Raw genomic sequence first — 15225 nt, 5'->3', positions numbered from 1 at the left:
CTCCTTCACTTTTTTATGAAATGAGAAAGCATATACTTCTTTTATAGGGGCTTTTTTGGTTTTTATTGAAATAAGCCCATTGAAAAGAAGGGAGTCATTTGTAAATGATATTTACGAGAGATTTTCATAAAGACCCTTTTATCGTAATTTGGGAACTCACAAGGGCCTGTCAGTTGAAGTGCCTGCATTGTCGGGCAGAAGCCCAATATAAAAGAGATCCGAGAGAACTTACATTTGAACAAGGGAAGGATTTAATTGAACAAATTTATGAAATGAATAATCCAATGCTTGTATTTACAGGTGGGGATCCTCTAATGCGTCCGGATGTTTTTGACATCGCTGAGTATGCTGTTAAAAAAGGAGTGCGGGTCTCTATGACCCCGAGTGCGACTCCAAATGTGACGAAGGAAGCAATTGAGAAAGCAAAAGAAGTTGGACTTTCACGTTGGGCTTTTAGCCTGGATGGGCATAACGCCAAAATACACGATCATTTTAGAGGTACTGAAGGTTCTTTTGATTTAACAATGGAGAGAATTCGTTATTTGCATGAGCTGGAGATCCCGATTCAAATAAATACAGTTATTTCAAGGTATAATGTTGAATACTTAAATGAGATGGCACAATTAATTGAGGAATTGGATTGTGTGTTATGGAGTGTTTTTTTTCTGGTGCCAACCGGCAGAGGGCAAGAAAGCGACATGATATCACCGGTGGAACACGAGAAGGTATTTATATGGCTTCATGATTTAAGCAAACGGGTTAGGTTTGATATTAAAACAACAGCGGCTCAGCATTATCGTCGTGTATTTATTCAGCAAAAAATGCGTGAAGCAAAAGGACAAGCAGATGAAATCCGTTACTTAGATGCTTTAACTGAACAAGGCTTAACAGGTTCAATTGATGGTTTAGGAAGAGCTCCAAAAGGGGTTAATGACGGAAATGGATTTGTTTTCATTTCTCATATCGGGGATGTTTACCCTAGTGGCTTACTGCCAATAAAAGCTGGAAATGTGAAGGAACAGCCGCTGGCAGAAATTTACCGTGAATCTCCTATTTTTAAGGATTTGCGAAATCCAGATAAATACAAAGGCAAGTGTGGCGTTTGCGAATTTAGATACGTTTGTGGCGGGTCCCGTTCACGAGCTTACGCAATGACCGGGGATTATTTAGAAAGTGAGCCATTCTGTGTCTATATTCCAAAATCGTTAAGACAAAAACAAAAATAGAGTGTCGTGATGGTGTCCCCAGAAGTTTATTATTGCACTAACTTTTGGGGGAACAGCACGGCTCACTCTATTTTTATCATTGCATAAAAAGCGTCAAAGAAGTGGAATTACTCAATGTTGCAATAGATGATCGGGCAATCTTCACAGCCAATCTCGTCCTTTAAAAACTGTAAATCATGAATGATAATTTTCCCTTTGGTAACGGAAATGATATTCTCCCTTTTTAGTTCGTTCAATATCCGGTTCGTACTCTCACGGGAAGTGCCGCAAAAATTGGCAAGTTCCTGATTGGTTAAAGGTAAGTCGATTAAAATTCCATCGGATAAATGAACTCCATAGCTGTTTGTCATTCTGATAAGAGTGGAGTATAGCGCACCTTTTTTGCCATTGAGAACGAGGTCGCGAAACTTTGTTTGCGTTTTCCTAGAGTGATCACTCATCCACTTCATAAATTCAAAAGCAAGTGAACCGTTTCTAAGCATTTCCTTTTCAAGAGTATCTTTTTTGACAGCTGCTATTTCCGCGTCATCAATAACAAGGGCGTTTAACATATATTTGGGGGAATGTGTAAAAATCGATAGTTCCCCACAAATATCATTCGTACTGCATATCCGTAATGACAGCTCTCTGCCATCTGCTGAAATTTTGCTGATCTGGATTTTTCCTGAAAGAATGATGTAAACTTCATTTGCAGTCATTCCTTCTTGATATAAAAAAGTTCCTTTTGCCATTTTAAAGCGTCGGTCGGTCAATGTAAGCATTTCTTTTATTTCCACTGATTGTGTGGCTTTTAATTGGTACGTCATTTGACTCGCCCCTTTGTTTCATCATCCGTTAACATCTTTGTTCCCTAAGAATGCCCTATATAAATGGGAGTGTCAATTGAATCACCGAATATTTAACAATATGTTCACGTTTTAAATGGTAATAATAAATCTGTTATTTTCATGGTTACGGGATTTTGATAATATAAGGGATTGGCAAAATATATTGCAGTGGGGCAGTAAGGGCTTTTGATTAGCTAAAAACTACCGGATATGCCAATAGAAATTAAATTTTGTATTCATTACATAAGGAACGGATAGAGAAAATGTTGAAATGGGAAAAATTGGTAAGTTGTTGACAAGTTTATGACAATAATTCAATTTAGCACTATAAATTTAGGTTTTATGATGTAATAACATTATGAAGCTTTGCTTAGTGAGAAAGGTAACAGTAATCGAAATAAGTAATTGTTAATATAATAGATAAACCACTCTATAGCATGGAGTTGATGGGATTGGCGAAAGTGAAGGATAGACTAAAGAGACCATTAAGAGATTTGCGAATTTCTGTAATAGATCGATGCAATTTTCGCTGTCAATATTGTATGCCGGCTGAAATTTACGGCCCCGATTTTGTATTTCTTCCTAAAAGTGAATTATTATCATATGAAGAAATTGAAAGATTGGCGCAAATTTTTGTTGAATTGGGCGTGGAAAAAATTCGCTTGACTGGCGGTGAGCCTCTTCTGCGCAAAGATCTCCCATACTTAGTTAAGTTGCTCTCAAGAATTGAGCATTTAAAAGATATCGGTTTAACGACAAATGGAGTTCTCCTGCCTAAGTATGCAAAAGAATTGCAGGCGGCTGGATTAAAGCGTGTTAACATCAGTTTAGACAGTCTAAAAGATGAATTGTTTGGTCAAATCAATGGTCGAAATGTGGGTGTTGGACCTGTCCTTAAGGGGATAAAAGCTGCTCAAGAGGCAGGGCTTGGCGTGAAAATTAATATGGTTGTAAAAAAGGGTTTGAATGATTCAGAAATCATTCCGATGGCTCAATATTGCAAAGATAATCATTTACAGCTTCGCTATATTGAATTTATGGATGTTGGGAGTTCCAATGGTTGGAAAATGGATGATGTTGTGACGAAAAAAGAGATTTACGACATTTTGCGGGAACACTACTCCTTAGTTCCAGTTGATCCAGATTATTATGGTGAAGTGGCAAAACGCTATCGCCATCAGGGAACAGATATTGATGTTGGATTCATTACATCTGTGTCAGAATCCTTTTGTTCAAGTTGCACACGCTCAAGATTGTCCGCAGATGGCAAAATTTATACATGCCTCTTTAATGGGAATGGTCATGATTTAAGAGATTTTATGCGTTCAGGTGTTAACGACAGACAACTGGCAGAGCGAATCTGTGAGGTCTGGAATGGCAGGGATGATCGCTATTCAGATTTAAGAACGGCGGAAACAGTTGCCAATCGCAAAAAAATAGAAATGTCTTATATTGGTGGATAAAAAGGCTGGCTCAAAAGGTCATGTAAAGGTGGTGACCCCACAAAGTTAGAGTTTTTATTAAGCAGCTGATTGGCTGGTTTGAGTTCGGTATTGTATTGGACTTAAACCAGCCAATTTTACTTTTATACGCTTATTATTGTAGTAATCTATGTACTCAACAATTTGTTTTTTTAGCTCTTCATAAGATACTAATTCTTCTCCATAATACATCTCTTGCTTGAGGACCCCAAAGAAATTTTCCATTGCCGCATTATCCGCACAGGTTGCTTTTCGAGACATGCTTTGAAAGATTTTATTTTTCTTTAATGTTTTTACCCAAGTCTTATGTTGATAATGCCAACCTTGATCCGAATGAATGGTGGTGCGATATTCTGCTTCATTTGTAATGGTTCCTAATGCTTCAATTAATGGCTCTAGAACGAAGTCTAATGTTGGTCTGTTAGATAGACCAAAAGATATAATTTCGCCGTTGTATAAATCCATAATGGGACTTAAATATAGTTTCTGATTTTCAGTACATTTGAATTCGGTCACATCTGTTACTAGTTTTTGGAGACGGATAGATGTATTAAATCTACGATTCAAGCGGTTTTTGGCTACTTTACCAATCGTGCCTTTATACGATTGATAACGAGATTTACGTGTGAATTTTACACATTTCAACCCTAGTTCACTCATTATTCGTTGAACTTTTTTATGGTTAATGATATAACCTTGACCTCTTAACTCTAAACAAATGCGACGATACCCGTATCTACCCTCGTGCTTTTGAAAAATTTCAGTAATTATTTCCTTCCATTCTCTATCTGGATCTTCTTTCTGTAGTTGCTTCACATGGTAATGATAAGTTGCCTCTGGAATCCCCACTATTTCTAAAACATCTTTTAATTTGAATCCTTCTTCTTTGAGTTCGAATGCCAACGCTGTTTGTGCTTTTCGAGGGAGGCATTCGGATTTTCTTGAAAAGCTTTTAACTTTTTTAAATAGGCATTCTCTAAACGTAGAAGTTCATTTTCTCGTTCTAATCGTTTTTCACGAGATAACTCTTTTTCTTGTTTTGGTAATTTTGCTTTCTGATTTTTAGACATAGAAGACCGCCCTTTCACTTTATCCTGCAGGCCTTCTATACCTTCCTCCAAAAAGGTTCTGTACCAATGGGTAATCAATGAAGGATTGTTCATCTTAAAGATAATCGCAGTATCTTGGTAAGAAGCACCTGTGTGTTTCATAAAGTTTAATACATCTAACTTAAATTTGACAGAATAAACTTGTTTAGAATGCTTCCTACGTAGTCCGTCTTCTCCAAATTCTTTATAAGCACGAACCCATCTTCTGACTTGAGATTCAGCAGGAATACCATATTTTTGGGCTAATAAGTAATATCCTAGTTTGCCCCTTAGATATTCCATTACAATTTTTAATTTAAATTCTTCACTATACTTCGCCATACAAAAACACCCCAGAGGTTAGATTTTTAACTCTAACTTCTGGGGTGCAGTACCAAAACGACTTTTTGTAGTCAGTTTTTTTTTGTTTAAGCAATGAAAAAACTCGTTGTCATGAATATTTCCGTTAAGTGAAAATCAATTTTTATTGAAAAGGTATTAGCTCTTTCTTATCTGATAAGTCATTAGATTGATTACCAGTTTTCCTTAATTCAGATATGAGGAGCCGTCAGAAAATGCTCTTTATTGTTTCGAATGAATCCACACCTTTAATTTTCAAAAATGCACTTTTGTTTTTCAATCAGAATAGGAATATAGACCTGATTATATAAATCAGGGAAATTTCAAATTTCGTTAAATGGCTCTGATAAAATATGTGACCAATGTCACTTAGGTCATTTTTATAATGTGCCATGATGAATGAAAGACAGAGATGTTTTCGCAGAACGGAGGAAGCAAGGATGTTTAAACGCAGCCAGATGAAAAAATTATTGATGGAGAATCAACAATTGAAAGATGAAATAAATAATTTGCATGAAACGGTAAGGGAGAAAGAAGAGGTGCTGACCTTATTGATGAATGAGCTTCAAGAAGAGCTGGTTACAACGATTGAACAGCATGAAACCGTGAATGGGCAGCATGGTTTACTTGGAGCTCTAGTGGAACAAATTAAAGGTCATTTCGAAACAGTCAGCGAATTGGTAACAAGTTCAGGTCAATGTGCGAATCAGTTAAATGAAACAGGAAGAGAATTGCATCAATCTGCCGACATACTCAAGCAACGCGGTGAGGAAGGCCAATTGATTGTTAAGGATTTAGAAGGTTTAATGCAAAAGCTTGGTGGGGAAATTAAAACCAATATGGACTCTATTATGACAGTAGGAAAGCGATCAAAAGAAATTGACGACATTGTCTATTTAATAAAAGGAATTGCAGAGCAAACGAACCTGCTTGCTTTAAATGCATCAATTGAAGCAGCAAGGGCGGGAGAATATGGAAAAGGATTTTCAGTTGTGGCTGAAGAAGTTCGAAAGCTTGCGGAAGAAACGTCAACAAGCTCACATAATATTATGGAACTGACGAAGAGTTTTCAAGGTGATATTGAAAAGGCAGTCGATAATACGAAAGAATGCTTTGATCTTGTTCATTCTGGAATAGAATTAAGTGAAAAAACAACAGAAAAAATGACTGAAGTGGTAAAAATTATTGATCACGTCAAAACAATGGTGGGTGATGCAAGTGACATTATCGCTAGTCAAAATAGTTATTGTGAAAATACATTAAAGGAAATGAATTTAACAAGTCGGATTTTTGAAGAAATCGAAGGCTTGATTGTAAAGCATATAGAAGATGCTCAAATAGTCGATGACAAACTGGCGAATGGTGTAAATCACTTGAAAAAACAGGGGCTTGAACTAGGATAATAGCTATTTTGTTAGGAACGAATGGATTTTTTTAAGCAATCAGAGTTCAACTTCTCTTGATGAAAATGGTGAAAAGTTAAGTGCAAGATTAAATGGATTAGGTAACATCAAATTCATCGTCAATCTAGTCAGTAACATCGTTTTTAACTTGTAAATAATAAAAACCTTCACTCTCACAATATTGTGATATTTGTCCTGTAGAACACATTTATGTACGATTATAATAGAGAGTATACAGTCATGAATTTTATGAGGCATATTTAGCAAATATAGGTTAAGTAAGCCGGTATGAATGAGACTCAATAAAAAAATTAACGTACATAAATGGAGTGGTTGAGATGGTGGAATTTAGAAAATCAATCCCGATTGGAGAAGCAGTTTCTCGTATTATGGCAATTAATATTGAAGGAAAATCTGAGTATGTCTCAGTAAATGAAAGCTATGGGCGCTTTCTATCAGAAGACTTGCTGGCAACAAATGATGTACCTCATTTCGATCGGGCTCCGTATGATGGTTATGCAGTGCGTTCAATCGATACAGAGGAGGCGAACCGCGATAATCCGATAGAATTTGAAGTAGTTGATCATATTGGAGCTGGACTTGTCTCAAATAAAAATGTTGGTCCATTTCAGGCAGTTAGAATTATGACGGGAGCACAAATGCCAGAGTCTTGTGATTGTGTTGTCATGCTGGAGCTTGCAAAGGATTATATTAAAGATGGCAAGTCCTACATGAGTACAAAGCGTAAGCATCGTCCTGGCGAAAATGTTTCTCGCCGTGGTGAAGATGCCCGAACAGGGGAAGTTTTAGTAGAGAAAGGGACAAAAATAAACCCAGGCATTCAAGCGATGCTTGCTACTTTTGGCTATGCGAAGGTTCATGTTGCACAGAAGCCGAAGGTGGGGTTATTTGCAACCGGGACGGAATTATTATCTGTAGATGAGCCGCTACAGCCCGGGAAGATTCGGAATAGCAATTCGTATATGATAAGTGCACAAATTGAAAGAGCTGGTGCAGATGTTTTATATTTCGGTACGCTTCCAGATGATTTTGATACTTGTTTTACAGCAGTAAAGGAAGCGCTAAATAAAGTAGATTTGCTTGTGACAACAGGCGGTGTTTCTGTTGGAGATTTTGACTATTTACCTGCTATTTATGAAAAACTTAATGCTTCGGTTTTATTTAATAAAGTAAGCATGCGCCCAGGAAGTGTGACAACAGTAGCGGAGCTGGACGGCAAGATTCTATTTGGTTTATCAGGGAATCCGTCTGCTTGCTATGTAGGGTTTGAGCTTTTTGCCAGACCGGTGATTCGGAAAATGCTTTTCTCGCCAAAACCGCATCTCCGAAAAGAAAAAGCAATACTTGATGTCGATTTTCCCAAAGCAAATCCATTTACTCGTTTTGTTCGAAGTAAATTATCGGTGTCAGACGGGAAGCTAATTGTCACCCCAAGTGGTTTGGATAAATCAAATATCGTCATGAGTTTAGCAGGGGCCAATTCTTTAACCGTCCTCCCAGGTGGGACGAGAGGATTTTCGGCTGGAGATGAAGTAGCTGTACTCATGCTTGAAGATCATGAAGGAAGCGAGTGGCCATGGTAGATGCTACTATTTTTCAAATAGTAGGTTATCAAAATAGTGGCAAAACAACCTTTATCAAGAGAATGCTTTCACAATTGCAGCAGAGTAATCTCTCGATTGTGACATTAAAGCATCATGGTCATGGCGGAAAACCAGATTTTCAAGAAGAGAAGGACTCGCATCAGCATTTGAAAGCTGGTGCCGTTGCTTCTCTTGTAGAAGGTGATGGACATTTGCTGTTGCATGCGGAAAAAAGCCATTGGTCTCTTGAGGAGAAGTTGCACCTCCTTTCTTATTTTCGTCCTGATCTTATATTAATCGAAGGGCATAAGAGAGAACCATATCCAAAAGCAGTTTTAATTCGAACTCAAGCCGATGTAGAAATACTTTTGAAGCTTGACAATATTCGTGTAATTTTTTATTGGGATGAGAAATTATTGGAAGCAAGCAAAAATATGACAGACATAAAAGGTTTCTCTATCAATGATCCTGCTGGATATGAATGGTTAGCCAACTATTTGCAGTTCAAAAAATAGTCGAAAAATGTTAAAAAAATTGTCAAAAACGTAACTTTTGTCACTGTGTTCTCCCTTGAATCTTACTACTATATTTGTAAGGGCTTTTATGAGCGATAGGGAGAGAGAAAAATGGATTTACTGCAAATAATCATATGGTTAATCTATCCGTATGTCGTAGTAGCTGTTTTGGGAATGGCGCTGATCTGGCGAGTTAATGGGCCTTCGGTACAAGAGGAAATGAAGTTTCTTTATAAGCTAGGTGCGATCGTCAATCGAATGATTCTCGTGTTAATGGTATTAAGCTTTCTTTCAGGTTTCGGTGTCATTGCCTTCTACAGTATGACGAATGAGCCAGAGAAGCTCTTTTATTGGGTTAGAAGCTTAATATATTTGCAGCCTGATCTCGATTTAATTGGCAGTATCTCTTTTTTGTCGCGCACACATTTCCTATTATTGTTGACATTATTGCTGGCTTTGTCGTTCTCTAAATATATCGGATTATTATCAAGGCCAATACAACTTTTTAAAGGAATTGGTCGAAATCAATGAGAACTGGCTTAAAATGAACATTGTGTGTCAAATTTTATATATGTGATGTCATTCACTCCACTTCTTTTCTTGTCTCGATATAGTTATGATAGGAAAAGAAAGGAGTGCTTTTTTAATGAAATTATTTTTACCAAAGCAGCATGGCGCTTGGGCCATGTTAATCATACCATTTTGGCTTTCAGTCGTAGCATCTGGTTTTATCTGGCAGCACATTCCTTTATTTAGCGGATGGTTGCTGTTATATTTTGCAACGTTTCCAATGCTGCAAATGGCAAAAGGAAAAAATGTTTCCTTTTATCGAAAGTGGACTTTCATTTATTTAATTCCAGCATTCTTATTTTTGATGATCCCTTTCGTGACGAGACCTTCCATCGCTATTTTTGGTTTGTTGATGCTACCGTTTTTTATTGTTAATTTATATTTCTCGAAAAGGAAGCAGGATCGGGCATTATGGAATGATTTTAGTGCTATCATTGTATTTGCGATTGGTGGCTTGGCAAGTGGATTTTTAGCAAATGGGAAAATCAATGAAGCCACCATTCTAGTCTTTATTACATCAATACTATTTTTCATCGGCTCTACTTTTTATGTAAAAACAATGATTCGAGAAAAGAAAAATATAGTATATAAATGGATTTCCTGGATATATCATGGATTAGTTCCGATTTGTTTTCTCCTTATTGGTTTTTCAATAGTGGCTATTGCATACGTTCCAAGCTTGGTAAGAGCAATATATTTTTACGGTAAGCCCTATTCAATGAAAAAAGTCGGGATTCTTGAAATTGTCAATTCCGTTCTATTTTTTATCGTGATTATTTTTGCGATTAGTTTTGTTAAACAATAGTGATGATATAGTGAAGTTTGGCTCATTTCGTGTGAAATCTTGGCCTCACACGAAATGAGCCAAAATACTTAACAGCAAAAAATCGGTCTCAATTCAAAAATGAGACCGATTTTTTGCTGTTATAAGCTAAGCTATTCGATGTTACAAATATCGATAGGGCAATTTTCACAATCAATTTCAAGTTTTATATAATCTAAATCGTGGATTGTAATAATTCCTTTGTCAATGCTGATTATGTCTGCTTTACGCAACTCACTTAATAGGCGATTAACCACTTCACGGGAGGTTCCGCAAAAATTGGCCAATTCTTGGTTAGTTAGCGATGTATTAATGATAATTCCTGCATCTGTGTGTATGCCATAGCTATTTGAAAGACGAATTAACGTTGAATAGAGGGCCCCTTTTTTGCCATGTAAAACGAGATCGCGAAATTTTGTTTGGGATTTGCGATGTTCTTGACTCATCCATCTCATAAACTCTAAGGCAATGGCGTGATCTTCCCCGAGTTTTTTTTCTAAATCATTTTTGAAGATAACGGCTACTTCTCCACTTTCTATTACCTTTGCATTTTGCATATGTGTTTGGGCAGAACAAAACAGAGAGAGCTCACCGATAAGATCTCCTGCAGAAGCCATTCTTAATGTTAACTCACGTCCGTCTGGAATCATTTTGCTCATTTGTATCTTTCCGTTGATCACAACGAATAGCTCCTTTGCTTTGCTGCCCTCTTGAAACAGATATGTCCCCTTTTCCATTTTACGAATATGATGGACTGTTTCTAAAAGGGATTGAAGCTCGTTCGATACTTTCGTAAATGCTTGCATGCTATTACCCCCTTCTGTGAGGCAAAAAAACTTCTCCCTACAAACAGTTTAGAAATAAACATATGTATAGTCAACCAATTTAAAGCACTTCCGGTTAATCGTACCTATATTTTTATTAATTTATCAAAACGGGTTGCTTTTAGAGATATGAGTTCTTATAATAAGAACAACATAAAATTAATAAAAATTAATAAAAGTGATTAAATATACATAATTTTGATGAGGAAGGGATAAAGGATGAAGATATCAATAATAGGAACGACAGGGTATGGTGGTGTTGAACTACTTCGAATATTGCATCATCATCCTGTATTCAAGATACAATCGATTCATTCTACAAAGGATGAGGTTCCAATCTGGCATGAGTATCCCCATCTTTATCAAGTATTAGGGAAACAATTAGAGAAGATTGATGTGGAGGAAATTTCACTAAACAGTGATCTTGTATTTCTGGCGACTCCGTCTGGGGTTTCTAGTAAGCTAGCTGCACAATTTCTTCATCACAATATAAGAGTAATTGATTTATCTGGAGATCTCAGATTAAAAGAACCAGGTGAATATGAAGCATGGTATAAAAAAACAGGAGCCGATCAGTCCATTGTAGAAGAAGCTGTTTATGGATTAAGTGAATGGAATGAAAAACAAATCGAGAAAGCAAGATTTATTGCGAATCCCGGATGCTATGCAACTGCTGTCCTATTAGGATTAGCACCAGTGGCTAAAGAAAAATTAATTGTTCCTGACTCCATTATTATTGATGGGAAATCAGGTACTTCTGGTGCTGGAAAATCATTGTCAAAAGCCTCCTTGTTTGCAGAGGTGAATGAAAATTTTAAGATTTATAAGGTCAATGAACATCAGCATACACCAGAGATCGAACAACAGCTACTCGAATGGGATGAGAACATTGAACCGATTACATTTAGTACCCATCTTTTACCGATGACGAGAGGAATCATGACAACGATCTATGTTAAGCTTCGAGCACAATCGAGTACAGAGCAGCTTGTTGATTTGTATAAGGAAGCTTACAAGGGAAAACCGTTTGTAAGAGTTCGACCGCATGGAAACTATCCAGCTGTAAAAGAAGTGCAAGGTTCAAATTACTGTGACATCGGTTTAAATGTAGATGAGCGCACAGGAAGATTAACAATCGTTTCTGTCATTGATAATTTAATGAAAGGAGCAGCAGGTCAGGCTGTTCAAAATGCGAATATTCTCAATCGTTTAAATCCGGCTACAGGCTTAGAAATGCTGCCTCTCTATCCGTAAATTGGCGAAGAAATAGCTTTGAAAAGAAATAATCATAAGGAGGAAAAAAGGTGGAAACACTTATAAAGGTGGCCAAAATAATAGAAATTGAGAATGGGAGTATTTTATCACCACAAGGATTTCATACAGGTGGAATTCATGCAGGGTTAAGATATGCTAAAAAAGATGTGGGCATGATTTTTAGTGAAGTTCCTGCTGAGAGTGCGGCAGTTTATACTTTACATGATTTTCAAGCCGCACCAATAGCTGTCACGAAAGAAAGCATAAGCCATAGTGGTAAATTGCAGGCAGTGGTTGTCAATAGCGCTTGCGCCAATGCTTGTACAGGAGAACAAGGTTTAAAAGATGCCTATGAAATGAGGGAATTAGCCGCACATAAAGTTCAGGTGGATGAATTTTTAGTCGCTGTTGCTTCTACAGGTGTCATTGGCGAATATATGAAAATGGATAAAATTAAGAAAGGAATCGAGCAAATTCAGTTAGGGAATGCTTCCACCAATGCAATGGACTTCCAGACGGCTATCTTAACGACAGATACATGTATGAAAAAGTGTGGCTTTCAAGCTGAAATCGACGGCATGATCGTTCACATGGGTGGAGCTGCGAAAGGCTCTGGAATGATTCATCCGAATATGGCGACAATGCTTGGTTTTATTACAACCGATGCAAATATCACTTCTGAAAACTTGCATGCAGCTTTAAAAGAAGTTACTAATTATACCTTTAATCAAATTACCGTTGATGGGGATACGTCAACAAATGATATGGTTCTTGTAATGGCAAATGGCTTGGCTGAAAATCAATTGCTATCACCATCACATCCTGAATGGGAAGTATTTATTCAGCTTTTAACTAAAACTTGTGAAAGCTTAGCAAAGCAAATTGCCAAAGACGGTGAAGGTGCTACAAAACTTGTAGAGGTACATGTAACAGGGGCATACGATGAGGAGGATGCACGTAAGATTGCAAAACAAATTGTGGGTTCAAATCTTGTGAAAACAGCTATATATGGAGCCGATGCAAACTGGGGAAGAATTATTGGGGCGATCGGGCAAGCGGATACGAAAGCAAAAGCAAATAAAATCACGATATCGATTGGTCCAGTGAAGATGCTTGATAAAAGCGAAATCATTTTATTTTCTGAGGAAGAAGCAAGCGAGTATTTAAAAGCAGATTTTATTGAGATTTTTGTTGATTTGCATATGGGAGAGGGAAGTGGTACCGCCTGGGGCTGTGATTTAACTTATGATTATGTGAAAATTAATGCGAGCTATCGAACATAGGGGAGCGAAACATGAAGATCATATTAATTAAATGTGGCGGCAGTACCCTTGAAGAATTATCGGCAGAATTTTTTAAAAGTCTTCAAGAATTGAAGAAACAAAACTATCGTATTGTCATTATTCATGGTGGGGGACCCGATATAAATCAAATGTTGGGGCAATTGAATGTTCAGGCAGAGTATGTTAATGGATTAAGAAAAACAACTGCAGAAATATTAGAAGTAGTCGAGCTTGTATTAGCAGGCAAGACAAATCGAAGACTTGTTCATATGCTAGAAAGCCATAAGCTTTCAGCACTAGGTTTAAATGGAAGTGACGCCGGCTTGCTAAAAGGATGCTATCTCAATAAGGAGGAATTAGGTTATGTGGGAGAAATTACTGAAGTGAATGGAGAACTTATTGACTCTATTTTAGCTCAAGGAATCATCCCTGTCATCACTCCAATTGCGATAACGAACGCTGGCATAAAGCTGAATGTTAATGCTGACTATGCAGCTGCAGCTGTTGCTAATGCTCTTAAAGTTGAACAATGCTTATTTGTCACTGATGTGGAAGGAATTATGGTAAACGGAGCAGTCCAAGAAATTCTCCCAGCAGAAGAAGTTGAAAACCTCATCGCTTCGGGTGAAATATATGGGGGGATGATCCCAAAGGTCACATCAGCGTTGTCCGTTTTACAAAAAGGAATTGAGAGCGTAAGAATTGTTACTGGAAAGAAGAAAATTTATCAGAATGAGCAATGGTTTGGTACAAAGATCCTTGGAAAAGAGAGGTTATGTAAATGAGTTATTTATTTCCGACTTATGCCCGTTGGGATGTAGAGCCTGTTGATGCAGCGGGAAGCTATTTAACCGATAGCGAAGGGAAACAGTATCTGGATTTTACATCGGGAATTGGTGTCTGCAATCTCGGTCATCGACCTCGGGTAGTAAAGGAATCGATTGAACATCAGCTCAATCGGTTTTGGCATGTGTCTAATCTTTTTGCTAGTGGTGAGCAAGAGCAAGCAGCTAAAAAGTTGGCAACGGCCGCTGAGATGGATGCGGTATTCTTTGCAAACAGTGGGGCCGAAGCGAATGAAGCGGCAATTAAATTAGCACGAAAGGCGACAGGAAAGCCAAAAATTATTACGTTTAAGAAATCATTTCATGGACGAACGTTTGCGACAATGTCAGCAACAGGTCAAGATAAAATCAAGTCTGGGTATGGGCCTATGCTGGAGAAATTCTCCTATGCAACCTATAATGATATCGATTCTGTAAAGGAAATATTCACTGACGATGTCGCTGCTGTGATGTTAGAAATTATTCAAGGAGAAGGTGGAGTTCATGTTGGGGATAAAAGCTTTTTACAGGCAGTTGAAAAGCTTTGTCATGAAAAGAATGCCCTCCTTATCGTTGACGAAATTCAAACTGGAATTGGGAGAACAGGAAGACCATTTGCGTTTCAACATTTTTCCTTAAATCCTGATATAGTCACTTCCGCGAAAGGTTTGGGAAGTGGTGTTCCGATTGGTGCCGTTTTGGGGAAGGAAAGCTTAAAAGCATTTTTTGGACCTGGAAGCCATGGTTCAACTTTTGGCGGTAATCCGATTAGTATAGCGGCTGCAAATGCGACGATGAACATTATTTTTGATGAGGTTTTTCTGAAAGAGGTTGAACATAAAGGCGATTACTTAATCTCACAGTTAGCAAAGTTTTTTCAAAGCAACACCTTAGTGAAGGAAGTTCGTGGCAAAGGATTAATGATAGGAATCGAATTTAAACAATCAATTCAGGCGATTTTACAAGAATTAAGAACAGAAGGTGTTCTTGCCCTACCTGCAGGAGAAAATGTTCTTAGGCTTTTGCCGCCATTAACGGCAACCATTCATGAAATTGATGAATTTCTTATTCATTTAAAAAAGGTCGTTGAAGCAATAGCAGAGCCTGTTGTAAAGGCTTAATTTTTATCCTGAAAATGCATAA

At 37.5% G+C, this 15225-nt stretch carries 15 protein-coding genes; 11 read left to right on the top strand and 4 right to left on the bottom strand.

Annotation, left to right across the window (positions count from 1 at the left end; translation table 11 throughout):
* Positions 1–104 precede the first annotated feature (104 nt).
* A complete protein-coding gene (locus NST02_RS17520; RefSeq protein ID WP_137743584.1) occupies positions 105–1226 on the top strand; it encodes a TIGR04053 family radical SAM/SPASM domain-containing protein in 1122 nt (373 codons plus the stop codon).
* Positions 1227–1333: 107 nt separating this feature from the next.
* On the opposite strand, the gene NST02_RS17515 is transcribed toward NST02_RS17520, so the two are convergent.
* Positions 1334–2032, bottom strand: coding sequence for a Crp/Fnr family transcriptional regulator (locus tag NST02_RS17515; protein ID WP_137743583.1), 699 nt, complete (start codon positions 2030–2032; stop codon positions 1334–1336).
* A 467-nt stretch (positions 2033–2499) separates the two neighbouring features.
* Between NST02_RS17515 and moaA the strand changes: the two genes are divergently transcribed.
* The gene (moaA, locus tag NST02_RS17510; RefSeq protein ID WP_137743582.1) at positions 2500–3516 is read left to right on the top strand and encodes a GTP 3',8-cyclase MoaA; all 1017 of its coding nucleotides are present in this window, start codon (positions 2500–2502) and stop codon (positions 3514–3516) included.
* 57 nt (positions 3517–3573) lie between these two features.
* Here moaA and NST02_RS17505 read toward each other — a convergent pair whose 3' ends face one another.
* The gene (locus NST02_RS17505) at positions 3574–4437 is read right to left on the bottom strand and encodes an IS3 family transposase (protein WP_340947818.1); all 864 of its coding nucleotides are present in this window, start codon (positions 4435–4437) and stop codon (positions 3574–3576) included.
* Positions 4401–4964 carry a transposase gene (locus NST02_RS17500; RefSeq protein WP_340947816.1) on the bottom strand — a complete coding sequence of 188 codons (564 nt, stop codon included), beginning with the start codon at positions 4962–4964 and terminating at the stop codon, positions 4401–4403. Before NST02_RS17500 ends, NST02_RS17505 begins: the two co-directional genes overlap by 37 nt.
* A 458-nt stretch (positions 4965–5422) precedes the next feature.
* Between NST02_RS17500 and NST02_RS17495 the strand changes: the two genes are divergently transcribed.
* From NST02_RS17495 to NST02_RS17475, 5 genes are all read left to right on the top strand, one after another.
* Positions 5423–6385 carry a methyl-accepting chemotaxis protein gene (locus NST02_RS17495; protein WP_170211175.1) on the top strand — a complete coding sequence of 321 codons (963 nt, stop codon included), beginning with the start codon at positions 5423–5425 and terminating at the stop codon, positions 6383–6385.
* 338 nt (positions 6386–6723) lie between these two features.
* Entirely contained in the window at positions 6724–7989 is a 1266-nt protein-coding gene (locus NST02_RS17490; protein WP_340949332.1) for a molybdopterin molybdotransferase MoeA, read from the top strand.
* Complete coding sequence (gene mobB, locus NST02_RS17485; protein ID WP_137742669.1) at positions 7983–8504, top strand: molybdopterin-guanine dinucleotide biosynthesis protein B; 522 nt, start codon at positions 7983–7985, stop codon at positions 8502–8504. The genes NST02_RS17490 and mobB overlap by 7 nt, the downstream gene beginning before the upstream one ends.
* 111 nt (positions 8505–8615) lie before the next feature.
* The gene (locus tag NST02_RS17480) at positions 8616–9035 is read left to right on the top strand and encodes a respiratory nitrate reductase subunit gamma (RefSeq protein WP_137742670.1); all 420 of its coding nucleotides are present in this window, start codon (positions 8616–8618) and stop codon (positions 9033–9035) included.
* Positions 9036–9150: 115 nt separating this feature from the next.
* Positions 9151–9879, top strand: coding sequence for a YwiC-like family protein (locus tag NST02_RS17475; protein ID WP_340949328.1), 729 nt, complete (start codon positions 9151–9153; stop codon positions 9877–9879).
* 131 nt (positions 9880–10010) lie between these two features.
* On the opposite strand, the gene NST02_RS17470 is transcribed toward NST02_RS17475, so the two are convergent.
* The gene (locus tag NST02_RS17470) at positions 10011–10703 is read right to left on the bottom strand and encodes a Crp/Fnr family transcriptional regulator (protein ID WP_095310003.1); all 693 of its coding nucleotides are present in this window, start codon (positions 10701–10703) and stop codon (positions 10011–10013) included.
* A 237-nt stretch (positions 10704–10940) separates the two neighbouring features.
* Between NST02_RS17470 and argC the strand changes: the two genes are divergently transcribed.
* The 4 genes from argC to NST02_RS17450 are packed head-to-tail and all read left to right on the top strand — an operon-like array spanning position 10941 to position 15203.
* Positions 10941–11975 carry an N-acetyl-gamma-glutamyl-phosphate reductase gene (argC, locus tag NST02_RS17465; RefSeq protein WP_095310005.1) on the top strand — a complete coding sequence of 345 codons (1035 nt, stop codon included), beginning with the start codon at positions 10941–10943 and terminating at the stop codon, positions 11973–11975.
* Between the two features lie 50 nt (positions 11976–12025).
* A complete protein-coding gene (gene argJ, locus NST02_RS17460; protein WP_095310007.1) occupies positions 12026–13258 on the top strand; it encodes a bifunctional ornithine acetyltransferase/N-acetylglutamate synthase in 1233 nt (410 codons plus the stop codon).
* A gap of 11 nt (positions 13259–13269) precedes the next feature.
* Positions 13270–14043, top strand: a complete 774-nt coding sequence (gene argB, locus NST02_RS17455; protein ID WP_095310009.1) for an acetylglutamate kinase — start codon at positions 13270–13272, stop codon at positions 14041–14043.
* Entirely contained in the window at positions 14040–15203 is a 1164-nt protein-coding gene (locus tag NST02_RS17450) for an acetylornithine transaminase (RefSeq protein WP_340949327.1), read from the top strand. Before argB ends, NST02_RS17450 begins: the two co-directional genes overlap by 4 nt.
* The last annotated feature ends 22 nt before the right edge of the window (positions 15204–15225 follow it).

This window comes from Robertmurraya sp. FSL W8-0741 (genome assembly GCF_038004005.1).
GTDB classification, from domain to species: domain Bacteria; phylum Bacillota; class Bacilli; order Bacillales; family Cytobacillaceae; genus Robertmurraya; species Robertmurraya siralis.
The sequence above is the reverse complement of the archived record's forward strand: the minus strand, read 5'-3'. Positions and strand labels throughout refer to the sequence as shown.

What these genes read in the sequence shown, in the direction of transcription:
- mobB (WP_137742669.1), top strand. Translation starts at nt 7,983, where the DNA reads ATGGTAGATGCTACTATTTTTCAAATAGTAGGTTATCAAAATAGTGGC.
- moaA (WP_137743582.1), top strand. Translation starts at nt 2,500, where the DNA reads ATGGGATTGGCGAAAGTGAAGGATAGACTAAAGAGACCATTAAGAGAT.
- argC (WP_095310005.1), top strand. Translation starts at nt 10,941, where the DNA reads ATGAAGATATCAATAATAGGAACGACAGGGTATGGTGGTGTTGAACTA.
- NST02_RS17515 (WP_137743583.1), bottom strand. Translation starts at nt 2,032, where the DNA reads ATGACGTACCAATTAAAAGCCACACAATCAGTGGAAATAAAAGAAATG.
- NST02_RS17470 (WP_095310003.1), bottom strand. Translation starts at nt 10,703, where the DNA reads ATGCAAGCATTTACGAAAGTATCGAACGAGCTTCAATCCCTTTTAGAA.
- NST02_RS17490 (WP_340949332.1), top strand. Translation starts at nt 6,724, where the DNA reads ATGGTGGAATTTAGAAAATCAATCCCGATTGGAGAAGCAGTTTCTCGT.
- NST02_RS17520 (WP_137743584.1), top strand. Translation starts at nt 105, where the DNA reads ATGATATTTACGAGAGATTTTCATAAAGACCCTTTTATCGTAATTTGG.
- NST02_RS17500 (WP_340947816.1), bottom strand. Translation starts at nt 4,964, where the DNA reads ATGGCGAAGTATAGTGAAGAATTTAAATTAAAAATTGTAATGGAATAT.
- NST02_RS17450 (WP_340949327.1), top strand. Translation starts at nt 14,040, where the DNA reads ATGAGTTATTTATTTCCGACTTATGCCCGTTGGGATGTAGAGCCTGTT.
- NST02_RS17475 (WP_340949328.1), top strand. Translation starts at nt 9,151, where the DNA reads ATGAAATTATTTTTACCAAAGCAGCATGGCGCTTGGGCCATGTTAATC.
- NST02_RS17480 (WP_137742670.1), top strand. Translation starts at nt 8,616, where the DNA reads ATGGATTTACTGCAAATAATCATATGGTTAATCTATCCGTATGTCGTA.
- argB (WP_095310009.1), top strand. Translation starts at nt 13,270, where the DNA reads ATGAAGATCATATTAATTAAATGTGGCGGCAGTACCCTTGAAGAATTA.
- NST02_RS17495 (WP_170211175.1), top strand. Translation starts at nt 5,423, where the DNA reads ATGTTTAAACGCAGCCAGATGAAAAAATTATTGATGGAGAATCAACAA.